This window comes from Stakelama saccharophila (genome assembly GCF_032229225.1).
Taxonomy (GTDB): Bacteria; Pseudomonadota; Alphaproteobacteria; order Sphingomonadales; family Sphingomonadaceae; genus Sphingomonas; species Sphingomonas saccharophila.
On record NZ_CP135076.1, the window covers coordinates 1,990,962 to 2,011,167 of the forward strand.

Here is a 20,206-nt window from a genome sequence, read left to right on the forward strand (position 1 = left end):
CGACACGGCCGGCGTCACGCGACACAAGATCGCCATGACAACGATCATCCAGGTCGCCGCGGTCGCCGGCGTTTCCACCGCCACGGTATCGCGCGTGCTCAGCCAGCCGCACCGCGTGGCCGAACCGACGCGCCGCCGCGTGCTGGAGGTGGTCGAATCGCTGGGCTATTCCCCCAACGTCGCCGCGCGCAGCCTGCGCACGCTGCGCGCGGCGAAGATCCTGCTGACAGTGCCCGACATTTCCAATCCGTTCTTCGCGAGCGTCATCCGCGGCGCCGAAGAAGCCGCACGCGACGTCGGCTACGCGATCGTGGTGGGCGACACCCGACACGATCCCGAGATCGAAGATCAATATGCCGAAATGCTCGCGCGGCGCGAGGTCGACGGTCTGATCTTCCTCGGCCACCGGCTTCCGGCGAGCCTGGCGCCCCTGATGACGCGCGACGGCGCCGCCGCGCCGATCGTCAATGGCTGCGAATACAGCCCCGATATCGGCGTTCCCAGCGTGCATATCGACAATGCCGCCGCGAGCAGCGACGCTGTCGAGCATCTGATCGGCCTCGACCACCGCGACATCGGCATCATCACCGGCCCGCCGATCAGCCCCCTCACCCGCGACCGGCTCGCCGGGGCGACACGCACCGCGGAGCGCCACGGGCTGGCGGATCGCCTCCAGGTCCGCATCGGCGACTATTCCGCGAACGCCGCGTTTGACCATACCGGTGACCTGCTGGATCGCGGAGTCACGGCGATCTTCTGCTTCAGCGATGAAATGGCGATCGGCGCGATGAGCGCGATCGACGAAGCGGGCCTGTCCTGCCCGGAAGACGTCTCGATCATCGGCTTCGACGACCTGCCCCTCGCCCGCTTCTTCCACCCTGCATTGACGACCGTCGCCCAGCCCAAGGGGCTGATCGGCCGCCGCGCGGTCGAACTCCTCGTCGCCATTCTGAGCGGCGACGAGCTGCCGGACCGACAGGTTACCCTCGACCATGAACTGATCGTCCGGAAAAGCACCGCACGCCGCCGCCCGAACGCGCAAGTGACCGGTGACGTCCATGCTTACTGAGCCGACAAATCTGTTGAATCGCCGCGCCAGACATGCTCGGCCGCATCAAGGCGCAACCATGGAAACGGAAAGGTGACGATGACGATCGACCGACGTTCGTGGCTCAAGGGAGCCGCCGCCACCGCCGGAATGGCCGCCACGCCGGCTTGTGCAGTCGTGCTCCGGCGCGGGCCCGCGCCCAGCGACCGGGTCAACCTTGCGGTCATCGGCGCCGGCGGCATGGGGGCGGCGAACATGGAACGGCTCACCAGCCAGAACATCGTCGCGCTCGCCGATCCCGACCTGTCGCACGTGACCAAGGCGTTCGTCGACGGCCGGGGAGCGCCGATCGCCGGCCGCGCCGTGCTCAAGGCCGCCTATGACAAGGCGGACAAATATGCGGATTACCGGCGGATGCTTGGTGCCCGCAAGGATATCGACGCCGTCGTCATCGCCACGCCGGACCAGCACCACGCCGTCGCCGCGAAGATGGCGATGGAACGCGGCCTCCACGTCTATGTGCAAAAGCCGCTCACCTATACTGTACGCGAAGGTCGCGTGCTGAACGACCTCGCACGGGGCAATCCCCGCCTCGTGACCCAGATGGGCAATCAGGGCCATTCGGGCGACGACGGCCGGCGCGTGGTCGAGATGCTCCGGGGCGGCGCGATCGGCGATGTGCGCGAGGTTCATGTCTGGACCAATCGGCCCGTCTGGCCGCAGGGCGTGGCGCGACCGGCGGCGCAGCCGACCCCCGCCGGCTTCGACTGGGACGTGTGGCTGGGCCCCTCGACGGTCGGCTGGGGCTACAACCCGCTTTACGCGCATTTCAACTGGCGCGGCTGGGCGCCGTTCGGCTGCGGCGCGCTGGGCGATATGGGCGCGCATCTGATCGACTTTCCGGTCTGGGCGCTCGAGCCCGGACTGCCGACCCGTATCGAGACACGGCATTCGGCATGGGGCGAGAACGAACGGCCTGCGGAAGCCGCCGAGGGCGATCGGCGCGGCAGCTATCCGCTCGTCACCGTCACCCATTTCGAGTTCGGCAATGCGACGGGCGGGCCGGTCAAACTTACCTGGTATGACGGCGGGCTGATGCCGCCGACGCCGCGCGGATTGCCGCCGGGCGCGACGATGAAGCCCGAAGGCGGTGTGCTGTACGTCGGCAGCCGGGGCAAGCTGATGCACGAAACCTATGGCCAGAATCCCGTGCTGATCGGCGACGGCGCCGCCGGTCGTGCCGCCGCGATCCCGCAATCGCTGCCACGCATCCAAGGCAGCATCGACGGGCATGAGATGAACTGGATTCGCGCCATCCGCGGTGAGGAGAAGGTGTCCTCGCCCTTCGCCGTCGCCGTGCCGCTTACCGAAACGATGTTGCTCGGCATCGTGGCCATGCGCGCCGGTCAGCCGATCGAATATGACGGCGCGGCAGGACGCATCACCAACGTGGCGGACGCGAACCGCTATCTCGGCCGCACTTATCGAAAAGGATGGGAATTATGAACTTGATCGTATCGGGCGCGTCCTTCCTGCTGCTTGCCCTGCCCTTTGCGGCGGCAGCGCAGGAGGCCAAGCCCAAGCCCGAAGACACCGAACAATGGTCGCCCGCGGTGCCCGTCGTGACCCCGGGCAATTTCGAAAGCGCGACGCCGCCTTCGGATGCGACCGTCCTGTTCGACGGCACGTCGCTCGACCGCTGGGCGAGCGTGGAAGACGGCTCACCCGCGGCCTGGACGGTGGCGGACGGTATCCTGACGGTCAAAAAGGACGCCGGCAATATCCAGACCCGCCAGTCCTTCGGCAACTATCAGCTCCACCTCGAATATCGCATTCCGGCCGACATCACCGGTGAAGGCCAGGCGCGGGGCAACAGCGGCCTCTTCCTCGCGTCCACCGGCAAGGGCGATGCCGGGTACGAGTTGCAGATCATGGACAGCTATCACAACGACACCTACGTCAACGGCCAGGCGGGCAGCATCTACAAACAGCATCCGCCGCTCGCCAATCCCGTTCGCAAGCCGGGCGAATGGCAGAGCATCGATGTGGTGTGGACGAAACCGACCTTTAATGGCGACGGTTCGGTGAAGACTCCGGCCTATGTCACGGCGTACATCAACGGCGTCCTCGTGCAGGATCACGCCGCACTGCACGGCGAAACCGTCTATGTCGGCAAGCCAAGCTACAAGGCGTATGACCGCGCCCCGATCAAGCTGCAGGCGCATGGCGATCCCAGCCCGCCGATCAGCTTCCGCAACATCTGGGTCCGCGAGCTTCCCGACCACGCCGGATAACCGCAGGAACTGCGGCGCGGGTTTCCCGGAAACTCGCCCGCCGACCGACGGTGATTCGGAGCAGCGCCGTGAAGCGAGCCCGGATGCCGCCCGGCGCTGCGAGAAGACGCTCTTTGCCTTCATGGCGTCGTCCACCTCGCCGGTGCCATGATCTGGCTACGCTGAATGCAGACAGCGCCTAAGGACAGATATTGTCACGCACCTTTCACGGATCGGCTTTAGCCGGCTCGTGAAAGGTGCGTGATCCTATGACGTTCCGCACTCTCGCGCTGGCTGCGGTCAGCCTTGCCTCGCTTGCAGCATCGGCCGCCCATGCGCAAACCGCCCAGGCTGACGCCGAGCCGGCAGACGACGCGACGATCCTCGTCACCGCGCAATTGCGCGAACAGGATCCGGTGGACGTGCTGATCGCGCTGAGCGTTCTCGACGGGCATGAACTCGACCGTTTCGGCATCGAGGAATTCGACGAGCTTTCGCGTTTCGTGCCCGGTTTCGAAGTGCAGAACCAGTCGCCCAACAATCCCGGCTTCGTGATGCGCGGCATCACGTCCGACAGCGGGGCGGCGACCACCGAGCCGCGCGTTTCGGTCTATCAGGATGGCGTTTCCATCTCCAAGTCGCGCGGCTCCTATGTCGAGCTGTTCGATGTCGAGCGGATCGAAGTAGCCAAGGGGCCGCAGACCACGCTCTATGGGCGCGGTGCGCTGATCGGCGCCGTGAACGTCATCCAGAACAAGGCCCGTCTCGGACAGAGGGAGTTCGATGGCAAGCTCTCCTATGGCAATTACGATGCCCGCACGTTCGAAGGCATGGTCAATGAACCGATTGGCGACGATGTCGCCGTCCGCGTCGCCGGCCGTATTCGCCAACGCGACGGCTATGTCGAAAACCTGCTTGGCGACAGGACTTCGATTCGGCGGACACCAAGGCCGTCCGCGGCGCCTTACGCGCCGAGACCGGTGGCCTGACGGTCGATATCATCGGCAATTACCAGAAGGACGAGCCGGCCGGCACGTCCTTCAAGTCGATCGCCTATAACCCTACCGATCCGGTGACGGGCGCGGTGCTCGGCGACAGGGACCGCAATAGCGGCGCCGCGCTGGCCGCCGCGAGCGACTTTCCCGATGGTGACCGGCTCGGCCTCGATCGCCAGGTCTGGGGTGTTACCGGCATCGCCAATTACCAGTTGAACGACCGTTTCACGCTGGTATCGACCACCGCCTATCGCCGGTTCGATGGATTGGAGATCTTCGACGCGGACGGCACGTCGCTGCCGATCCTGACGGCGGCCGAAAACGCGTGGGGCAAGCAGTTCAGCCAGGATTTGCGACTGAGTTTCGATAACGGTCCCGTCTCGGCTTTTGTCGGCGCCAGCTATTTCTGGGAAAAGGGGGCGCAGCGCACTCCCACCGAATTCGACGAGCGGGCAGCGCTCGCCCGCCTTGCCGACGCCCTCAACGGTGGCGGCTTCGTACCTGGACTACCCGCGGACACGCCTGCCCCCATCGGCGTGATCGACAATTTGGCGCTGACCAGCGGCATACTTCAGCAGGGTTTCGGCCTGCCCGCGGCTCTGGCCGACGGCATCGCCGCGAACGTGAAGACCAGCCATATCGAGACCTCGACCAATGGCTCCCGGACCACGGCGTTCGACCTGTTCGGCGACGTCACGATCACGCTTTCCGACCAGTTCGAGATCGGCGGTGGGACGCGCTACAGCCATGACGACAAGCGAAGCACCTATACTGCCTCCGTCCTCAACGGCCGCTCTATCCTGGGCGGCGTCATTGCGGCACAGACGATCGCGGCCGAGGGAAGCGATCCCGCCGCGCTGCTTACGGCGCTTGCCGCGCCTGGCGCAGCATCGATCCCGCCTTCGGCCGCGTATCCGGTGCCGCTGTTCGGCCTCGGTGCGCAGCCGACCGCCGATAATGGCGATATCGATGTCGCCACGCATCAGGATGGCGGCTTCTCCTGGCGACTGACGGCGCGCTACATGCCGAGCGACGACGCCAGCATCTACGCCACTTATGCGCGCGGCCGGCGTCCGGAGATTCTCGCGCCGAGCGGCCCCGCCGCGCCCTTCGGCGCGACGCGCTTCGACGTGCTGCCGTCGGAGACGGTGGACAGCTATGAAGTGGGTGTGAAGACCGCATTGGCCGAGCGGACGCTGTTCCTGGATGGCGCCCCGAAGAGGACTCGAACCTCTGACCTCCGGTTTAGGAAACCGTTGCTCTATCCTGCTGAGCTACCGGGGCGTGCGCCGCGGGTGGTAGACTTTGCCCCGCAGCGGGTCAATTGCGCGCGTTCGGCGGGATGACCGGGAGCGGCAGCGGCATCACCTCGACCCCGTCCTCGATCAGCGCGCGGGCCTCTTGCACGCTCGCCCGGCCATGGATCGCCGCCTGCTCCATTTCACCGTCGTGCATGGCGCGGGCCTGCGTGGCGAACGCGTTGCCGACCCACCGCGAATCGGCGAGCAGCTTGCGCTGGAGCTGCGCCAGTTCCCCGAGCACCGCCTTCGATGCAGGATCGGAGGGCGCTCCATTCTTCGCATCCGACACCGGCCTGTCACCCTTCGCGGCGATGTTGGGCGCCATCACGGCCTTTTCCACCTTGCTCGTCCCGCAGACCGGACAGACGACGAGGCCGCCGTCCCGCTGCTCGGCGTAAGCGGCGCTCGATCCGAACCAGCTTTCGAAAACGTGCCCGGCGTCGCAACGAAGGTCGAAGACGATCACCTTCGGTCCACGCCGGGAATCTGGCGGCGATGCCTGAGCGCGGGGATACGCGCGCGAACGTCGCGGACGCGATCCGGGTCGATATCGGCAAAGCCAAGCCCCGGTGCTATGCCCATGTCGAGCATGATCTCGCCCCAGGGATCAACCACCATCGAATGCCCCCAGGTCGCCCGGCCATCGGCATGCTCACCGGTCTGCGCCGCCGCCACGACCCATGCGCCCGCCTCGATCGCGCGCGCGCGCAACAACGGCTCCCAATGCGCGCGGCCGGTCGGGCGGGTGAAGGCGGCGGGAACGGCGATCAACGTCGCCCCGGCGTCGCTGAGCGCGCGGTACAGGTCCGGAAAGCGCAGATCGTAACAAACGGACAGCCCCAACGCGCCTGCCGGAACATTCGCTACACAGGCGGTATCGCCGGCGGCGTACACCTTCGATTCGCGCCAGCTCTCGCCGGTCGGCAAGTCGACATCGAACAGGTGCAGCTTGTCGTATCTGGCTCGGATGCCGCCCTGATCGTCGATGACGAAGGAACGGTTCGCCAGACGATCCCCCGCGCTCCGCACCGCCAGGGAGCCCAGCGCCACCCAGATGCCGTGCAGCGCGGCCGCTTCCCGGACCGCACTCAGCACCGGATCTTCGTCTTCCCGGTGCAGATGGGGTTCGGCGCGTGTGCGGTCCCGATCCAGCAGGCCGGACATTTCGGGCGTGAACACCATGCCCGCCCCTTCGCCCGCCGCCTTGGCGACGGCGTTCACGATCGTCCGGGAATTGGCGAGCGGATCGATCCCGCTCGTCATCTGAAGCAGCGCGATCTTCATGCGAGCAGCGGGTCGAGCCCTCCTTCGCGGTCCAGCGCGGCAAGCTCGTCCGATCCGCCGATATGACGGCCGTCGATGAATATCTGCGGCACCGTCGAACGGCCGCCGGCGCGCTGGATCATCTCGTCGCGCTCCCTGCCGCCGAGGGTGATGTCATATTCCGCATAGTCCGCGCCCTTGCCATCGAGCAGCCGCTTGGCGCGAATGCAGAACGGACAGAAGGCCTTGGTGTAGATTTCGATCTTCGCCATGGTCGAACAAGTGTGTCGGGCCAGGGCATATGTCAATCGCTCTCGCCCGGCAGCACCCGCGCCCAGACGGCCACGACGACGCTGCGGGCGCCCGCCTGCTTCAGCAGCCGCACGCAGGCATCGCTGGTCGCACCGCTGGTATAGATGTCGTCGACCAGCACGACATTTCTGTCCTCCACGTCGCGCCTCGCCCCCTCGCGCAACGCGAAGGCGCCGCGGACGGTCCGTCGCCGCGCATCGGGACCCATCCCGCGCAGCGCCGGTGTCGATCGGGTCCTGAGGAGCGGATCGACGCGCCGCGACCCCGCCCACTGGCGCGAAAGCGCATCGGCAATAAGGCCGGCCTGGTTGTAGCCGCGCCGCCAGATGCGCCAACGATGCAGGGGAACCGGCACGAACACGTCGATATCGCCGTCCAGCGTGCGCGCCATGACCCGCGCCATCGTCTTCGCACAGGCCGTTCGTCCGCCATATTTCAGCCGCAGCGCAAGGTCGCGGGCGATGTCGCCATAAGCGACGGCGGCGCGGACCCCGTCATGGCGGGGCGGCGCGGCAAGACAGGGCCCGCACAGCGCCTCCGCGCCACGATCGAAGGCGAAGGGCGACTGGCAGGAGGCGCACCAGGGCGGCCCCACGAACTCCAGCCGGGCCCAGCAAGGCGCGCAGAAGCGGTGATCCGCCTCGGTGATAGTGCCGCAAGCCGGACAGCGCGGCGGCAGCGCGTAATCGAGCACCCGCCGCAGGATCGGGATGGCCAGCCTCATGCCGCCCCTTGTCGCGGCGATCGTGGCGCTGCACAAGCGGGGGCGTGACCGCACCGGAAATCTTCGACCGCACCGCCCGGCGCCTGCACCGGGACCGCGCGGCGGGCCAGTTCGCATCGGCGGACTTCCTGCACCGCTTCATGATGGAGGGGCTGACCGAACGCCTTGCCGGGGTGAAGCGGACGTTCCGCGACATGCTCGACCTCGGCTGCTGGGACGCGGGATTTCCGCCGCCGTCATCGGCAACGGTGGTCCGGGCCGATCCGGGCCGGTCCTTCGCAAAGGTCGCCGGCGGGGTTCAGTGCGACGAGGATCGGCTGCCCTTCGCCGATGAGGCTTTCGATCTGGTCGTTTCCGTCGGCGTGCTGGACCAGATCAACGACCTGCCGGGCGCGCTGCGCCTGATTCGGCGGGTTCTGCGGCCGGACGGCCTGTTCCTGGGCGCGTTTCTCGGTGCAGGTACGCTCCCCGCGCTCCGCGCCGCCCTGCGCGCGGCGCAGCGGGACCAGCCGGTGGCACGCATGCACCCGCAGATCGATGTTCGTTCCGCCGGCGATCTGCTGGCGCGAGCGGGCTTCGCCCTGCCTGTCGCCGATACGGAGAGCCTTTCGGTGCGCTACGGCTCGTTGTTCGACCTGCTGCGCGATCTGCGCGGCATGGCGGCGACCAACAGCTTGCGCGAACGTCATCTGCTCCGGCGATCCGAACTGGCGGCGGCGGCGCAGGCCTTCGCTGCGCAGACCGATGAGAGCGGGCGAACGGCGGAACGGTTCGAGATCGTCTATTGCACCGGCTGGGCGCCCGATGCCTCTCAGCCGCAACCGGCGCGGCGCGGCAGCGCCACCGCCTCGCTCGCCGACGCCCTGAAGCCGCCTTCGGGCGAATCGCCCGGCTGAACCGCTCAGATCAGCGCATCGAGCAGACCGATGAGCGGCCGATCGGCCGGCGGCATGTCGAGCGCGAACAGTTCGGGCGGCCGCGCCCATCGCAACGCGGTCGCGTGCAGGGCCGCCGGCGTCCCGCGCCATTTGCGCAGGACATAGAGGAGGAGCAGCAGGTGCCGATCGCCGAGCGGTTCGCTGGCGAAGGATGCCGGGGCGAGGCAGGCCCGGTCGGTCTCGATCCCCAGTTCCTCGTGCAGCTCGCGCAGCAGCGCGGCCTCCGGCAATTCGTCCGGTTCCACCTTGCCGCCGGGAAATTCCCATAAGCCCGGCATGGGCTTGTGGTCCGGGCGTTGCTGGACCAGCACCCGGCCGTCGGCATCGACGAGGGCGGCCGCGACGACGAAATGCAGCATTTTCACGGGCGACCCTCCGGTTTCGGCAAGCACTTTCTTAACGCCTCCTTGCTAGACCCGGCGCAGCGACCACGGGGAGAAAACGCGCCTTGTTCCCGACGAATAGACCAAGCCTTGGACGGATTCTCAAGGACCGGCGCGGCGCAACCGCGATCGAATACGGCCTGATCCTGGCTCTCGTGGTGCTCGCGATCATGGCCAGCGTGGCGGGTGTGGCAGACGCCACCATCGGCATGTGGGACGGCGTGCGCGGCGCGGTTTCCAGGGTCATGGGCTGAATCCCTCCGCAGGCGCGCGCTTAAGACTTTTTCAATATCGCCGCCCTAGACCGGACGATGCTGACCGGACGATTCCGGACCAGCCGGGAAGTGAAGCGTTGCAAGCAATGGAGACCGGTATGCAGAATTTCCTTAAATTGATTCGCGATTCCAAGGGCGCCACAGCGATCGAATACGGCCTGATCGCCGCCCTGATCGCCGTCGCCGCGATCGCGGCGATGACGAGCCTTGGCGACAGCCTGGGCAACACCTTCAACGGCGTTTCGACCAAGCTGGAAAACAATCAGGTCGACAACTAATCGTCGTTCGACCGAATGGCGGAGGCGGCGGGACCATCGGTTCCGCCGCCATTTTTATGCTGTTCGTCAACGCAATTCGTGCTCCTGCGAAAGCAGGAGCCCAGAGCGGCAAGCACTGTCCCATACGGCTCTAGGCTCCTGCTTTCGCAGGAGCACAAGCGTTCGGGCTGGCGAATACGCTCCGCCGGAGCGCCTCAGACTCGCCCCATTTTCAGGAATTTCTCGCGCCGGGCCTTGCGCAGTGCATCGCCGTCGATCGTATCCAGATCGCCCAGTTCGCGCCACAGCGCGTCGCCCAGCAGGTCGATCGCCTTTGCATGATCACGGTGCGCGCCACCCAGCGGTTCGTCGATGATCCGGTCGATGACGCCCAGTTGCTTTAGATCCTGCGCCGTTACCTTCATCGCTTCGGCCGCATCGCCCGCCTTGTCGGCAGTGCGCCACAGGATCGAGGCGCAGCCCTCGGGCGAAATCACCGAATAGACGGCGTGCTCGAACATCAGCACGCGATTGCCCGCCGCCAGTGCGATGGCGCCACCGGAACCGCCTTCGCCGAGGATCGCGCAGACCAACGGCACGCGAAGGTTCAGACACTGCTCCGTCGCGCGCGCGATCGCTTCCGCCTGGCCGCGCTCCTCCGCCTGGACACCGGGAAAGGCGCCGGACGTATCGACCAGCGTAATCACGGCAAGGCCGAACCGATCGGCAAGCTGCATCAGCCGGATCGCCTTGCGATACCCTTCCGGCTTGCCCATGCCGAAATTGTGCTTGATCCGGCTGGTGGTGTCGTCGCCCTTTTCATGGCCGATCACCATCACGCGCCGGCCGCGAAACGTACCCAGTCCGCCGATGATGGCCTGGTCGTCGGCAAAGGCACGGTCCCCGCCCAGGGGCATGAAATCCTCGATCAGGCCGTCGACATAATGCCTGAAATGCGGGCGTTCGGGATGGCGCGCGACCTGCGTCTTCTGCCACGGCGTCAGCTTGGCATAGGTTTCCTTCAGCATCCGGTCGGATTTCGACTGGATGCGCGCTACCTCCGCGTCGATATCGACGGCGCCGTCGGCGGCCGTGTCGCGAAGCTCGTCGATTCGCCCCTGCAGTTCGGCGATCGGTTTTTCAAAGTCGAGAAAACTAGGCATCAGGCGCTGTCGGTTACGGCCGCCGCGCGCCCGCGTCAACGAGCGGGTGACGTTGGTTGACCAGTTCGATCAGCCGCCGGCTGTCGACATGCGTATATATTTCGGTGGTCGCGATGTCCGCATGTCCCAGCATCGCCTGCAGCGCGCGCAGGTCGGCGCCGCCTTCCAGCAGGTGGGTCGCAAAGGCATGGCGCAGCACGTGCGGGCTCACCCGGTCGGGGGGGATGCCGACCTCCGCCGCCAATGCCTTGAGGATCTGATACAGCCGGATTCGGCTCAGATGCGATCGGCCGGACGGAAACAGCCAGGGCTGATCCGCCGGTACGTGCCTCGTCCAGGCAGCCACCGCCGCGCGCGCCTTGTCGGAAATCGGCACCAGCCGTTCGCGCCCGCCCTTGCCGCGCAGGATGCAATAGGGCCGGTCCCCCGCGATCGCGTTCCTCGGCAGCGACACCAGTTCCGTCGCCCGCAGGCCGGAGCCGTAAAGCAGCTCGATCAGGGCCGCGAGCCGATAATCGCGCGGGTCCTGCGGATCGCGGTCTAGGCGCGTCGCCACGCCGGCGAACAGGCGGTCGACATCGGCCGTCGACAGCGTTCGGGGCAGCCTGCGTGCCGATCCGGGCCGGGGCAGTGCCGCACCGGGATCGTCGTCGCGAAGCCCCTCATCGACCAGAAAGGCGAAAAACCGCCGCAACGCCGCCGACTTGCGCGCGACGGTGGCGCGGGAGAGATCGCGCCATGCCTCCGCCAGCGCCTGCAGGTTCGCAGCATCCGCCTGCCACAGCGTGCCATCGAGCACGGTCGCCGAAAGGTTCAGGTCGCTGCGATAGGCCGAGATCGTATTGGGCGATGCCCCGGCCTCGGCCGCCATCATCTCCAGGAAGCGCTCGATCAGATCGCGGTCCCGCGCCACCGCCTATAGCCGCGACACGGCCTCGGCCGCGATCATGCGGCCATATCCCTCCAGCCCGGCGGCGCGCATCGCGGCAACGATGTGGAACAGTGCCTCCGGCGGTACGCCGCGCCAGTTCCCCGTCTGCATGCCGATTGCGGCGAGCAGCATGACCGTGCCCTTCTCGCCCCGTTCGCCGGCACCGTCGATCGCGTTCGTCCAAGCGTTGGAGGCGCCGAGTTGAACGTTCAGATCGCGCGCGATCGCCGGCACGTCACCTTCCTTGATCCTGCCCAGCCCCGCGAGCCCCGCGAACAGCATCCGCGTCTTGAACGAATCGCCGGCGGCGCCGGAGATGCGATAGGCGTCGATGGCACTTGCGCCGAGCGGCTCGATCGGGTCCGGATCAGCAAGCGCCAGCAACGCCCATGCCGCGCTGCCGCGCTTTACCGCGCCGGCCCAGCGCATCGCTTGCCTGTCCAGCCCGGCCGTCAGCATCGATCCGATCAGCGCCGGCGCCGCGTCGGCATAGGCTGCGGCCGGCGGCACCCGGCTTGCGGCATAGGCCGTCAGCACATTGCGCGCGAACCGTTCGCGCTCGTTCATCGGATCGGTCCAGAGCCGCCGCAGCATCGCCACCCGGTCGGCGGGCGCCTGTTCGGTATAGGCGCTGCGCAAATCCCGGGCCATCGCGATCTGCGCGCTCGAAGCATCGGTATCGCGTTCGAGCGTACCGTACAGATCGACCAGCGCATCCGCCGACAACACGCCCTGCGCCGCCGCCCGGTCGGCATCGGCCAGCCGTTCGGACGGCGACAGCATCGGCGCCAGCGCCCGCCAGAAATGAACCTGCGGCGACGCTTCGTCGAGCAGGTCTTCGGGAATGTCCGCTCCGGTCGCAGTCGCAAGGCCGTATCGCCATGACGTCAGGCCGTCGACACCGGTCCACTCGATGGTTGCCGAGCGATTGCCCTGGGCCCCCTGCCCGATCACCTTTTCCGCCAGGCGCAGGTCGACACCGCTCGCCACGTCCTTGTCCTCGGCCGCGTCGATCAGACGGCTGGCCTGCTTCGGCTTGCCCGCAAGGCCGGCGCACATGGCCTCGGCCAGCGCCCAGCTCTTTTCCGGCGAAACCACCCGCGCCAGCCGCTGCAGCGGACAGAGGCCGGCCGGGTCCGCCGTCGCCAGCGCGGCCTGCATCGCGATCTGGAACAGCTTCGGCGTGTAATTTTCGGTATCGACGGTATCGACCACCGCCCGCGCCGCATTCGCCTCGCCCATGCGCAGCAGCAGCCATGCGCGCTCGGCGGCGAAATCGGCGCCGTTCACATAAGGCGGCGTGGTCGCGACCGAAGTCAGCGCGCGGCGCAGGCCGATGTGCATCCACCGCGACGGCAGCGGCGTGTCCAGCCGCCGCATCAGCGTTTCGAGATACTGCCCATCAGCCTGTCCGAACGCGTTCAGACCGAGCCCGCCCTCGGGCGGTGCGGCAAAGCCGGTCCGCGTCAGCGACCGCCGCGCGAACGGCGGCAGCTCGTATTTCAGCAATTCCTCGGCACTCAGCGGCGTCGGACTGGGGGTAGGCGTATCGCTGGGGGTCGGTGTCGGACTTGGCGTCGGCTGCACAATCGCGCCGTCACCCTGCTCCGCGCCGCCGGCGGGCCGCGGTGTCGCGCCACCGGTCGTCGTGGCGGAATCGGGACGCGGAGTCGGCGACGGCGTGGGCGTCGGGGCCGGCTGCTCACCGAAACCGGGCGGCAACAGCGATTCGGGTGTATCCTGGCCCGAAGCCGGTAGCTCGACGCTCAGGAGCACGACGGCAACCGCCGCGAGCGCGACACTAGCTCGAGAGATTTTCAAGCGGGACCACCTTTTCCACCTGGGTCGTCGGCTGTTCCGTGTCACGGTTCGCAAGATAGAAGAGACCGCCGACCACGAGGATCAGTACGATAAGCAGAAGTACCAGAGATCGAGACATTCAGCCGTCCAGTTAACGCGAAAAGGATGCGTCCGGCCTTTTGCCCGACGCGTGACCACGCTGTATAGCCCCCTCGACCATGTTACAAACCCCTGTTGAACCTTCGCCCTGGGATGGCCGGCCGATCGCGCTGATCGGATTGATGGGCGTGGGCAAATCGACCGTGGGCCGGCGCCTTGCGCAGCGGCTCCGCCTGCCCTTCACCGATGCCGACCAGGAGATCGAGGAAGCGGCGGGGCTGAGCGTCGCGGAGATTTTCGAACGCTATGGCGAAGATCATTTCCGCGATGGCGAGCGTCGGGTGATCGCGCGGCTGGTCGACGGCGAATGCAAGGTGATCGCCACCGGCGGCGGCGCTTTCCTCAACGCCGATACGCGCGCGCTCATCCTGGAAAGGACGCTGGCGATCTGGCTCGACGCCGAACCGCAGGTGCTGGCCGAACGCGTTCGGCGCCGCGACACCCGCCCCTTGCTGCGCGGCAAGGATCCGCTCGCGGTGTTGACCGAACTGGCCCGCGTCCGCAATCCGCTCTATGCGCTGGCGCCGCTCCGGATCGTCAGCCATCAGGCGCCGCACGACGCCACCGTCAACGATATCATGAAGGCCCTCGGCAAGTGACCACCCTGTCCGTCGCGCTGGGCGCGCGAAGCTATGACGTCCATATCGAAGCGGGGCTGCTGCATCGCGCCGGCACTATGCTCGCGCCGCTGGCCACCGGCCGACCGATGCCGATCGTGACCGATAGCAATCTGGCGGATCATCTGGCATCGCTCCGCCGGTCCTTCGATGCCGCCGGGATCGCCACCGACGTGCTCGTCCTGCCGCCGGGCGAGGGTAGCAAGAGCTGGGCGACGCTGGAGCGGGTCACCGACTGGCTGCTCGACCGCGGCGTGGAACGCGGCGATCATGTCGTCGCCCTCGGCGGCGGTGTCATCGGCGACCTGGTCGGCTTTGCCTGCGCCATCCTGAAACGGGGCTGCCGATTCGTGCAGATACCGACCACGCTTCTCGCCCAGGTCGATTCCTCCGTCGGTGGAAAAACCGCGATCAATGCCCGTGCGGGCAAGAACCTGATCGGCGCCTTCCACCAGCCGTCGATCGTCCTCATCGATCCGGAAACGCTCGACACGCTGCCTGCACGACAGGTGCGGGCGGGATATGCCGAGGTGGTGAAATACGGCCTGATCGACGACGCCGATTTCTTCACCTGGTGCGAGGGCAACGGCCCCGCCCTCATCGACGGCGACATTACGGCGCGCGCCGACGCCATCGCCCGGTCGGTCGCCGCCAAGGCCCGCATCGTCGCACAGGACGAGGAGGAACGTTCCGGCATGCGGGCGCTGCTCAACCTCGGCCACACCTTTGGACATGCGTTGGAGGCGGAGGCCGGTTTTTCCGACCGCCTGCTGCACGGCGAAGGGGTCGCGGCAGGCATGGCCCTGGCCTTCGCCTATTCGGCCGAGCGGGGATTGTGTCCGCCCTCCGACAGTGCCCGCGTCGCTGCACATCTGCGAAGCGTCGGTCTGCCTGACGGGCTGAAGGCGGCCGGGATCACCGCCACCGGGGACGTGCTCGCCGGCCACATGCGCCATGACAAGAAGATGGAGGGCGGAACGCTGCCCTTCCTGCTGGCGCGCGGTATCGGCCGGACCTATCTCGATCGCCGCGTCGATCTGGCCGATGTCGCGGCGTTCCTCGATCGCCAGCCGCGCTGACGACCGGCAAGTTCGCTATCCCTTCAGGCCGATCCAGGCGAGCCAAAGCCAACCGACGATCAGCGCGGTTCCGCCGATCGGGGTGATTGCGCCAAGCCAACGCGGCAGCCCCAACGCCATCAGGTACAACGTCCCGGCGAAGAGCGTGGCGCCGCCGAGGAACAGGATCGCCGGGGCCTTCGCCTCCAGGCGAAGCGCAACCAGGGCGGCGACGGCGTGGATCAACTGATATTGGCCGCCGGTCTTCAACCATTCCGCCGCGTCACCGCTCGCCCCGTGCGCGCCGAAGGCGCCGGCCGCGACCGCCATGGCCCCGGAGAGCGCCGCCAGAACCAGCCAGATACTCATCCGCATCCCTCCCGCAAATTCTCACCATTGCCATGCCGGAACATCTCTTCGCTGCCGGCGTGCAGGTCGCCGGCGTCGATCTGCGCGCGCAGCCGCTTCCGGTCATGTTCGCGAAACGCGCTTTCGGTGTCGTCCAGTTCGCTTTCGTCGACGCCAACATTGGACAAGGCCGCCCTGGCCATCGCGATCGCCGATTCGCGCACCTCGCGAAACACGCCGGCGACGGGAGCACCGTCGATGCGGATGACCGACCGGCGATCATAGGCCCGCACGAAGATCGCCGCTTCCGGCCAGGCATTGTGTATGCTGTCCAGCTTTTCCGCGTCCAGATCGTCGCGGTCGTGGCAGAACAGCAGGAGCTGCGCATCCGCCGCGCCGGCACGGCGCAGCACGTCCATGCGCGTGCCGTCGCCGTAATAGACCTTCATCCCGAAACTGCCCGCTGTCTCGATCATCTCCGGATCGGTATCGACGATGCCGACGCTGATGCCGTTGGCGATCAGCATCTGCGCCACACTCTGGCCGAAGCGGCCATAGCCGACGACGATCGCGCTGGCGCCATCCTCTTTCGGCTCCTCCAGATCGTCCACCTCCCGTTTCGGTTCAGCCCGGATACGCCGGGTGAACATCATCAGAAACGGAGTCGTCGCCATCGACAGAGTGACGACCGCGCCGAAGATGCTCGCCGCTTCGGGTGCGATCAGAAAGGCGTCGCGCGCTTCCGCGAAGAGCACGAACCCGAACTCGCCGCCCTGACTGAGCAGCAAGCCGAGCGCCAGCGCCTGCCGCCAGCGCATCCGGAACGCCAGCGCCAGGCCGGTGATCACGCTCGCCTTGGTAACGATCAGCGCGACTGCCAGGCCGAGCACGAACAAGGGCCGATCGGCGATGGCATGCAGATCCAGCATCATGCCGACCGCGAGGAAGAACAAGCCCAGCAGAATCGAGCGGAACGGCTCGACATCCGCCTCCAGCTCGTGGCGGTAGGGGCTGTCGGCCAGCATGGTGCCGGCGATGAAGGCGCCCAGCGCCGTGGACAGGCCCAGCGCCTCCATCACGCCCGCACTGGCAATTACCGTGAACAGGCCGGCGAACACGAACATTTCCCGCTCGCCCAATACGCCGATAAGGCGAAACAGCGGCCGCAGGAGGAAGCGCCCGGCCAGCGTCAGACCGACGATCGCCAGCACGGTGTACAGGCCCAGCAGCCAGCCCGGCGGCCCCGCCGCGTCCGCCGGGTTGCGCGACAGCGCCGTGACGATCGTGATCAACGGCACGATCGACAAATCCTGGAACAGCAGGATCGAGAAAGCACGCTCCCCGAAGGGCGTGCGCAACCTGCCCGCCGATTGCAGCATCGGTAGCACCTGCGCGGTGGACGACAGCGCGAGCGGAAGCCCCAGCGCGATCGCCGCCGCCAGGGAAAAGCCGGTTGGCAGATAGACGACACCGACCAACGCCGCGCCGCACAAGGCGACCTGCAACAGGCCGAAGCCGAAGATGTCGTGCTTCATTCGCCACAGCCTGGTCGGGCTCAGCTCCAGGCCGACCAGGAACAGCAGCAAGGTGATGCCGAGTTCGGCGATCCCCATTTTCGATTCGGCGCCGCCGACGATGCCCAGCACTTGCGGCCCGACGACGGCGCCCGCCACCAGATAGCCCAATGTGGCGCCCAGGCCGAAGCGGCGGAACAGCAGGACGAACAGCAACGCGGCCCCAAGCAGCGGCACGCCCTCGCGCAGCAACGACATGCCCTCATGGGCCTCCATCAGGCGGCGCCTCTGTTGGAACGGGCGTTTTCGGCGGCTTCGGCCACGGCCTCGAATGCCAGCCGGATCGAGGGATGCCGCGCGCTATGCGGCAAGGCGGGGGCAAAAAGCTCCAGCCCCTCCCAGTCCGGCGGCCCTTCGCCGCCCGCGAGCCAGTCCGACAAGGCGTCGCGCGCGGCCGCCAGTTCCTCCGGCGATTTCCCGATCACCTCGGCCGCCATCAGCGCGGCAGACGCTTGTCCGAGGGCGCAGGCCCGCACCAACAGGCCGATCGCCTTCACTCGGCCCTGATCGTCGACATCGACATCGACCGTGACCCGGCTGCCGCAAATGGGCGAGCGCTTCTCTACCGACGCCATCGGCGCGTCGAGGCGCTCCTGATAGGGGATCGACGCCGCGAGGCGCAGGATCTCGGCATTGTAAAGCGGTGCGTTCACACCACCCATGTAGGACGGCCTATTATCGAGTGCGAGGGGATTTTACCGTATCCTTCCAGCCCGCCCGTTGCGCCGCTTCGCCGCCTGCGCGATCAGCCGTCGCCGCGCCAGGTTCCTTCCGGAAATACCGGCTCGCCGTGCCGCCGGCGGTCGACGAAATCGGCGACGCTGGCGCTGGTGGCGTTCAGCAGCGGATAGCTGCGCGACGCCGTGATCCATGTCGGCCGATCCTGCGGCCCACCGTGGATCGTGTCCATCACCAGCAACAGCAGCAGGAAGGCGAGGCTGGTCAGGATCAGGCCCTTCAGCGCGCCGAAACCGAATCCCAGCGCGCGGTCGATCGGACCCAGGATGGAGGTGCGCACCCGCGATCCGATCGCATTGGCCACCATCCGCCCGCCGAAATAGGTCAATCCGGCAATGATGACGAAGGCCAGCACCGCCGCGCCCGAGGCCGTTCCGACAATGCCGTCCAGCCATGCGGTGACCGGCGTGTGGAAGACCTTCACGGTGAAGATGATGAAGATATAGGCGATCAGCGACAGCACCTCGGTCACGAAGCCGCGCCTGAGGCCGAGAAGCGCCGCACCCCCGATGACGACCAGTACGATGATGTCGAGTGCGGTAAGGCCCATGGCGCGCCGCTAGCCGCGTCCGAGCATGTGGTCAACAAAGCCGGCGAGCGTCGCGAAGCCGGACAGCCGCATCGCCCCCTCGCCGTCGCTCTGCGCAGCGGGAACGAGCGCGCGCTCGAAGCCGAGCTTTCCCGCCTCCTTCAACCGAACCGGGCCATGCGCCACCGGGCGGATCTCGCCCGACAGCGCGATCTCGCCGAACGCGATGGCGTCCGCCGGCACCGGGCGCTCCGACAGCGCCGACGCCAGGGCCGCGGCCACCGCGAGATCGGCGGCCGGATCCTGCAACCGGTATCCGCCGGCGATGTTCAGATAGACCTCGCAGGTCGAGAAACTGAGGCCGCAGCGCGCCTCCAGCACGGCCAGGATCATCGCCAGCCGACCGGAATCCCAACCGACCACCGCACGTCGCGGCGTCGCCCCGCTCGCCAGCCGAACGGTGAGCGCCTGCACCTCCACCAATACCGGCCGGGTCCCTTCCAGCGCTGGAAAGACGACCGTGCCGGTCACGTTTTCGTCGCGCGACGTCAGGAACAGGCTGGATGGGTTGGCAACCTCGCTCAGCCCCTCGCCCGCCATCGCGAAGACCCCGATTTCATCGGTTCCGCCGAACCGGTTCTTTACCGCGCGCAGGATGCGATATTGGTGGCTGCGCTCGCCTTCGAAGCTGAGGACCGTATCGACCATATGCTCCAGCACGCGCGGCCCGGCGATACTGCCGTCCTTGGTTACGTGACCGACGAGCACGACCGCCGTTCCCCGCTCCTTGGCAAAACGGATCAGTTCGCCCGATGCCGCCCGCACCTGGCTCACCGTACCGGCGGCTCCCTCGATCAGATCGGAATGCATGGTCTGGATCGAATCGATCACGAGCAGGTCGGGCGGCGCCCCCTCCCCCAGCGTCGTCAGAATGTCGCGCACCGACGTCGCGGCCGCGAGCTGCACCGGGGCGTCGCCCAGCCCCAGCCGCCGCGCGCGCAGCCGGACCTGATCCGCCGCTTCCTCGCCCGAAACATAGGCTACACTCTTGCCGGCCCGCGCCAGCCGGGCCGCGGACTGCAAAAGCAGCGTCGACTTGCCGATACCGGGATCGCCGCCGATCAGGGTTGCCGATCCGGTCACGAAGCCGCCGCCAATAGCACGGTCGAATTCCGCGATTCCGGTCGCCATCCGCTCCGGCAACGGCACGTCGGTGTTCAGGCCGGACATCGAGATGGCGCGCCCGCCGGATTGCAGGTTGTGCCGCGCCTGGAACGGAGTCACGACGGCGCCGGCATCCTCCACCATCGCGTTCCATTCGCCGCAATCGCCGCACTGGCCCGACCATTTGGTCGCGACCGCACCGCATTGCTGACAGACATATCGCTTCTGGGGCTTCGCCATGCCCCATCCATAGCAAAGCGGAACGAAAAGGGAATATCGAAGGCCGGAAAATGCGCCCGGCCCCGCGTCCGGTAAAATTTCAGCCGGTCGACAGCTCCGATCCGCACTTGCACACG

22 protein-coding genes, 1 tRNA gene and 1 pseudogene are annotated in these 20,206 nt (G+C 67.2%); 10 read left to right on the top strand and 14 right to left on the bottom strand.

Translation table 11 applies throughout. The features are described from left to right. Positions 1-34 precede the first annotated feature (34 nt). From RPR59_RS09270 to RPR59_RS09290, 5 genes and pseudogenes are all read left to right on the top strand, one after another. Entirely contained in the window at positions 35-1,069 is a 1,035-nt protein-coding gene (locus RPR59_RS09270; RefSeq protein ID WP_313913334.1) for a LacI family DNA-binding transcriptional regulator, read from the top strand. Between the two features lie 78 nt (positions 1,070-1,147). Next, on the top strand, positions 1,148-2,554 hold the full coding sequence (locus tag RPR59_RS09275) for a Gfo/Idh/MocA family protein (protein ID WP_313913335.1): 1,407 nt from the start codon (positions 1,148-1,150) through the stop codon (positions 2,552-2,554). Continuing rightward, the gene (locus tag RPR59_RS09280; RefSeq protein ID WP_313913336.1) at positions 2,551-3,342 is read left to right on the top strand and encodes a 3-keto-disaccharide hydrolase; all 792 of its coding nucleotides are present in this window, start codon (positions 2,551-2,553) and stop codon (positions 3,340-3,342) included. The genes RPR59_RS09275 and RPR59_RS09280 overlap by 4 nt, the downstream gene beginning before the upstream one ends. 248 nt (positions 3,343-3,590) lie before the next feature. Continuing rightward, positions 3,591-4,310, top strand: a complete 720-nt coding sequence (locus RPR59_RS09285; protein ID WP_313913337.1) for a TonB-dependent receptor plug domain-containing protein — start codon at positions 3,591-3,593, stop codon at positions 4,308-4,310. Positions 4,311-4,405: 95 nt separating this feature from the next. Then, positions 4,406-5,497: pseudogene (locus RPR59_RS09290) on the top strand (TonB-dependent receptor domain-containing protein); the annotation flags it as partial. A gap of 26 nt (positions 5,498-5,523) precedes the next feature. Here RPR59_RS09290 and RPR59_RS09295 read toward each other — a convergent pair. The 5 genes from RPR59_RS09295 to RPR59_RS09315 form a co-directional block, all read right to left on the bottom strand. Next, a tRNA-Arg gene (locus tag RPR59_RS09295) sits at positions 5,524-5,600 on the bottom strand. Positions 5,601-5,636: 36 nt separating this feature from the next. After that, positions 5,637-6,083: a DUF1178 family protein gene (locus tag RPR59_RS09300; protein ID WP_313913338.1), complete on the bottom strand. Its 447-nt coding sequence runs from the start codon at positions 6,081-6,083 to the stop codon at positions 5,637-5,639. Next, the gene (locus tag RPR59_RS09305; RefSeq protein ID WP_313913341.1) at positions 6,080-6,901 is read right to left on the bottom strand and encodes a carbon-nitrogen hydrolase family protein; all 822 of its coding nucleotides are present in this window, start codon (positions 6,899-6,901) and stop codon (positions 6,080-6,082) included. The genes RPR59_RS09300 and RPR59_RS09305 overlap by 4 nt, the downstream gene beginning before the upstream one ends. After that, entirely contained in the window at positions 6,898-7,152 is a 255-nt protein-coding gene (gene grxC / locus RPR59_RS09310; RefSeq protein ID WP_313913343.1) for a glutaredoxin 3, read from the bottom strand. Before grxC ends, RPR59_RS09305 begins: the two co-directional genes overlap by 4 nt. Before the next feature lie 32 nt (positions 7,153-7,184). Beyond that, a complete protein-coding gene (locus RPR59_RS09315; RefSeq protein WP_313913345.1) occupies positions 7,185-7,916 on the bottom strand; it encodes a ComF family protein in 732 nt (243 codons plus the stop codon). A gap of 44 nt (positions 7,917-7,960) precedes the next feature. Here RPR59_RS09315 and RPR59_RS09320 point away from each other — a divergent pair, with 44 nt between their 5' ends. Beyond that, a complete protein-coding gene (locus tag RPR59_RS09320) occupies positions 7,961-8,812 on the top strand; it encodes a class I SAM-dependent methyltransferase (protein WP_313913348.1) in 852 nt (283 codons plus the stop codon). A gap of 5 nt (positions 8,813-8,817) precedes the next feature. Here the strand turns inward: RPR59_RS09320 and RPR59_RS09325 are convergent, their stop codons facing one another. Continuing rightward, positions 8,818-9,213 carry a (deoxy)nucleoside triphosphate pyrophosphohydrolase gene (locus tag RPR59_RS09325; RefSeq protein WP_313918438.1) on the bottom strand — a complete coding sequence of 132 codons (396 nt, stop codon included), beginning with the start codon at positions 9,211-9,213 and terminating at the stop codon, positions 8,818-8,820. Positions 9,214-9,302: 89 nt separating this feature from the next. Here RPR59_RS09325 and RPR59_RS09330 point away from each other — a divergent pair, with 89 nt between their 5' ends. After that, the gene (locus tag RPR59_RS09330) at positions 9,303-9,491 is read left to right on the top strand and encodes a Flp family type IVb pilin (protein ID WP_313913350.1); all 189 of its coding nucleotides are present in this window, start codon (positions 9,303-9,305) and stop codon (positions 9,489-9,491) included. Between the two features lie 119 nt (positions 9,492-9,610). Then, positions 9,611-9,790 (top strand): Flp family type IVb pilin, encoded by a 180-nt coding sequence (locus RPR59_RS09335; protein ID WP_313913352.1) that lies wholly within the window; start codon positions 9,611-9,613, stop codon positions 9,788-9,790. A gap of 194 nt (positions 9,791-9,984) precedes the next feature. Here the strand turns inward: RPR59_RS09335 and RPR59_RS09340 are convergent, their stop codons facing one another. Genes RPR59_RS09340 through RPR59_RS09350 form a run of 3 tightly spaced genes read right to left on the bottom strand, consistent with a single transcriptional unit; the run spans position 9,985 to position 13,684 of the window. Next, positions 9,985-10,932, bottom strand: coding sequence for an acetyl-CoA carboxylase carboxyltransferase subunit alpha (locus RPR59_RS09340; RefSeq protein ID WP_313913355.1), 948 nt, complete (start codon positions 10,930-10,932; stop codon positions 9,985-9,987). Between the two features lie 13 nt (positions 10,933-10,945). Beyond that, positions 10,946-11,806 (bottom strand): tyrosine-type recombinase/integrase, encoded by an 861-nt coding sequence (locus RPR59_RS09345; protein ID WP_313918441.1) that lies wholly within the window; start codon positions 11,804-11,806, stop codon positions 10,946-10,948. Between the two features lie 42 nt (positions 11,807-11,848). Further along, complete coding sequence (locus RPR59_RS09350; RefSeq protein WP_313913357.1) at positions 11,849-13,684, bottom strand: hypothetical protein; 1,836 nt, start codon at positions 13,682-13,684, stop codon at positions 11,849-11,851. Positions 13,685-13,881: 197 nt separating this feature from the next. Here RPR59_RS09350 and RPR59_RS09355 point away from each other — a divergent pair, with 197 nt between their 5' ends. Together RPR59_RS09355 and aroB are read left to right on the top strand one after the other, a co-directional pair. Then, a complete protein-coding gene (locus tag RPR59_RS09355; protein ID WP_313913360.1) occupies positions 13,882-14,421 on the top strand; it encodes a shikimate kinase in 540 nt (179 codons plus the stop codon). Further along, positions 14,418-15,518, top strand: coding sequence for a 3-dehydroquinate synthase (gene aroB, locus RPR59_RS09360; protein WP_313913362.1), 1,101 nt, complete (start codon positions 14,418-14,420; stop codon positions 15,516-15,518). Before RPR59_RS09355 ends, aroB begins: the two co-directional genes overlap by 4 nt. A gap of 15 nt (positions 15,519-15,533) precedes the next feature. On the opposite strand, the gene RPR59_RS09365 is transcribed toward aroB, so the two are convergent. The 5 genes from RPR59_RS09365 to radA form a co-directional block, all read right to left on the bottom strand. Beyond that, a complete protein-coding gene (locus RPR59_RS09365; RefSeq protein WP_313913364.1) occupies positions 15,534-15,866 on the bottom strand; it encodes a DUF423 domain-containing protein in 333 nt (110 codons plus the stop codon). Next, a complete protein-coding gene (locus RPR59_RS09370) occupies positions 15,863-17,635 on the bottom strand; it encodes a cation:proton antiporter domain-containing protein (protein ID WP_313913366.1) in 1,773 nt (590 codons plus the stop codon). Before RPR59_RS09370 ends, RPR59_RS09365 begins: the two co-directional genes overlap by 4 nt. After that, complete coding sequence (locus RPR59_RS09375; protein ID WP_313913368.1) at positions 17,635-18,072, bottom strand: iron-sulfur cluster assembly scaffold protein; 438 nt, start codon at positions 18,070-18,072, stop codon at positions 17,635-17,637. Before RPR59_RS09375 ends, RPR59_RS09370 begins: the two co-directional genes overlap by 1 nt. Before the next feature lie 92 nt (positions 18,073-18,164). After that, the gene (locus RPR59_RS09380; RefSeq protein ID WP_313913370.1) at positions 18,165-18,707 is read right to left on the bottom strand and encodes a CvpA family protein; all 543 of its coding nucleotides are present in this window, start codon (positions 18,705-18,707) and stop codon (positions 18,165-18,167) included. A gap of 9 nt (positions 18,708-18,716) precedes the next feature. Then, entirely contained in the window at positions 18,717-20,090 is a 1,374-nt protein-coding gene (gene radA / locus RPR59_RS09385; protein WP_313913372.1) for a DNA repair protein RadA, read from the bottom strand. Positions 20,091-20,206 lie beyond the last annotated feature (116 nt).

Excerpts from the sequence above, each read along its gene's own strand:
- RPR59_RS09270 (WP_313913334.1), top strand. The coding sequence starts at position 35 with ATGACAACGATCATCCAGGTCGCCGCGGTCGCCGGCGTTTCCACCGCC.
- RPR59_RS09275 (WP_313913335.1), top strand. The coding sequence starts at position 1,148 with ATGACGATCGACCGACGTTCGTGGCTCAAGGGAGCCGCCGCCACCGCC.
- RPR59_RS09280 (WP_313913336.1), top strand. The coding sequence starts at position 2,551 with ATGAACTTGATCGTATCGGGCGCGTCCTTCCTGCTGCTTGCCCTGCCC.
- RPR59_RS09285 (WP_313913337.1), top strand. The coding sequence starts at position 3,591 with ATGACGTTCCGCACTCTCGCGCTGGCTGCGGTCAGCCTTGCCTCGCTT.
- RPR59_RS09305 (WP_313913341.1), bottom strand. The coding sequence starts at position 6,901 with ATGAAGATCGCGCTGCTTCAGATGACGAGCGGGATCGATCCGCTCGCC.
- grxC (WP_313913343.1), bottom strand. The coding sequence starts at position 7,152 with ATGGCGAAGATCGAAATCTACACCAAGGCCTTCTGTCCGTTCTGCATT.
- RPR59_RS09315 (WP_313913345.1), bottom strand. The coding sequence starts at position 7,916 with ATGAGGCTGGCCATCCCGATCCTGCGGCGGGTGCTCGATTACGCGCTG.
- RPR59_RS09325 (WP_313918438.1), bottom strand. The coding sequence starts at position 9,213 with ATGCTGCATTTCGTCGTCGCGGCCGCCCTCGTCGATGCCGACGGCCGG.
- RPR59_RS09335 (WP_313913352.1), top strand. The coding sequence starts at position 9,611 with ATGCAGAATTTCCTTAAATTGATTCGCGATTCCAAGGGCGCCACAGCG.
- RPR59_RS09340 (WP_313913355.1), bottom strand. The coding sequence starts at position 10,932 with ATGCCTAGTTTTCTCGACTTTGAAAAACCGATCGCCGAACTGCAGGGG.
- RPR59_RS09345 (WP_313918441.1), bottom strand. The coding sequence starts at position 11,806 with ATGATGGCGGCCGAGGCCGGGGCATCGCCCAATACGATCTCGGCCTAT.
- RPR59_RS09355 (WP_313913360.1), top strand. The coding sequence starts at position 13,882 with ATGTTACAAACCCCTGTTGAACCTTCGCCCTGGGATGGCCGGCCGATC.
- RPR59_RS09365 (WP_313913364.1), bottom strand. The coding sequence starts at position 15,866 with ATGAGTATCTGGCTGGTTCTGGCGGCGCTCTCCGGGGCCATGGCGGTC.
- RPR59_RS09370 (WP_313913366.1), bottom strand. The coding sequence starts at position 17,635 with ATGGAGGCCCATGAGGGCATGTCGTTGCTGCGCGAGGGCGTGCCGCTG.
- RPR59_RS09380 (WP_313913370.1), bottom strand. The coding sequence starts at position 18,707 with ATGGGCCTTACCGCACTCGACATCATCGTACTGGTCGTCATCGGGGGT.
- radA (WP_313913372.1), bottom strand. The coding sequence starts at position 20,090 with ATGGCGAAGCCCCAGAAGCGATATGTCTGTCAGCAATGCGGTGCGGTC.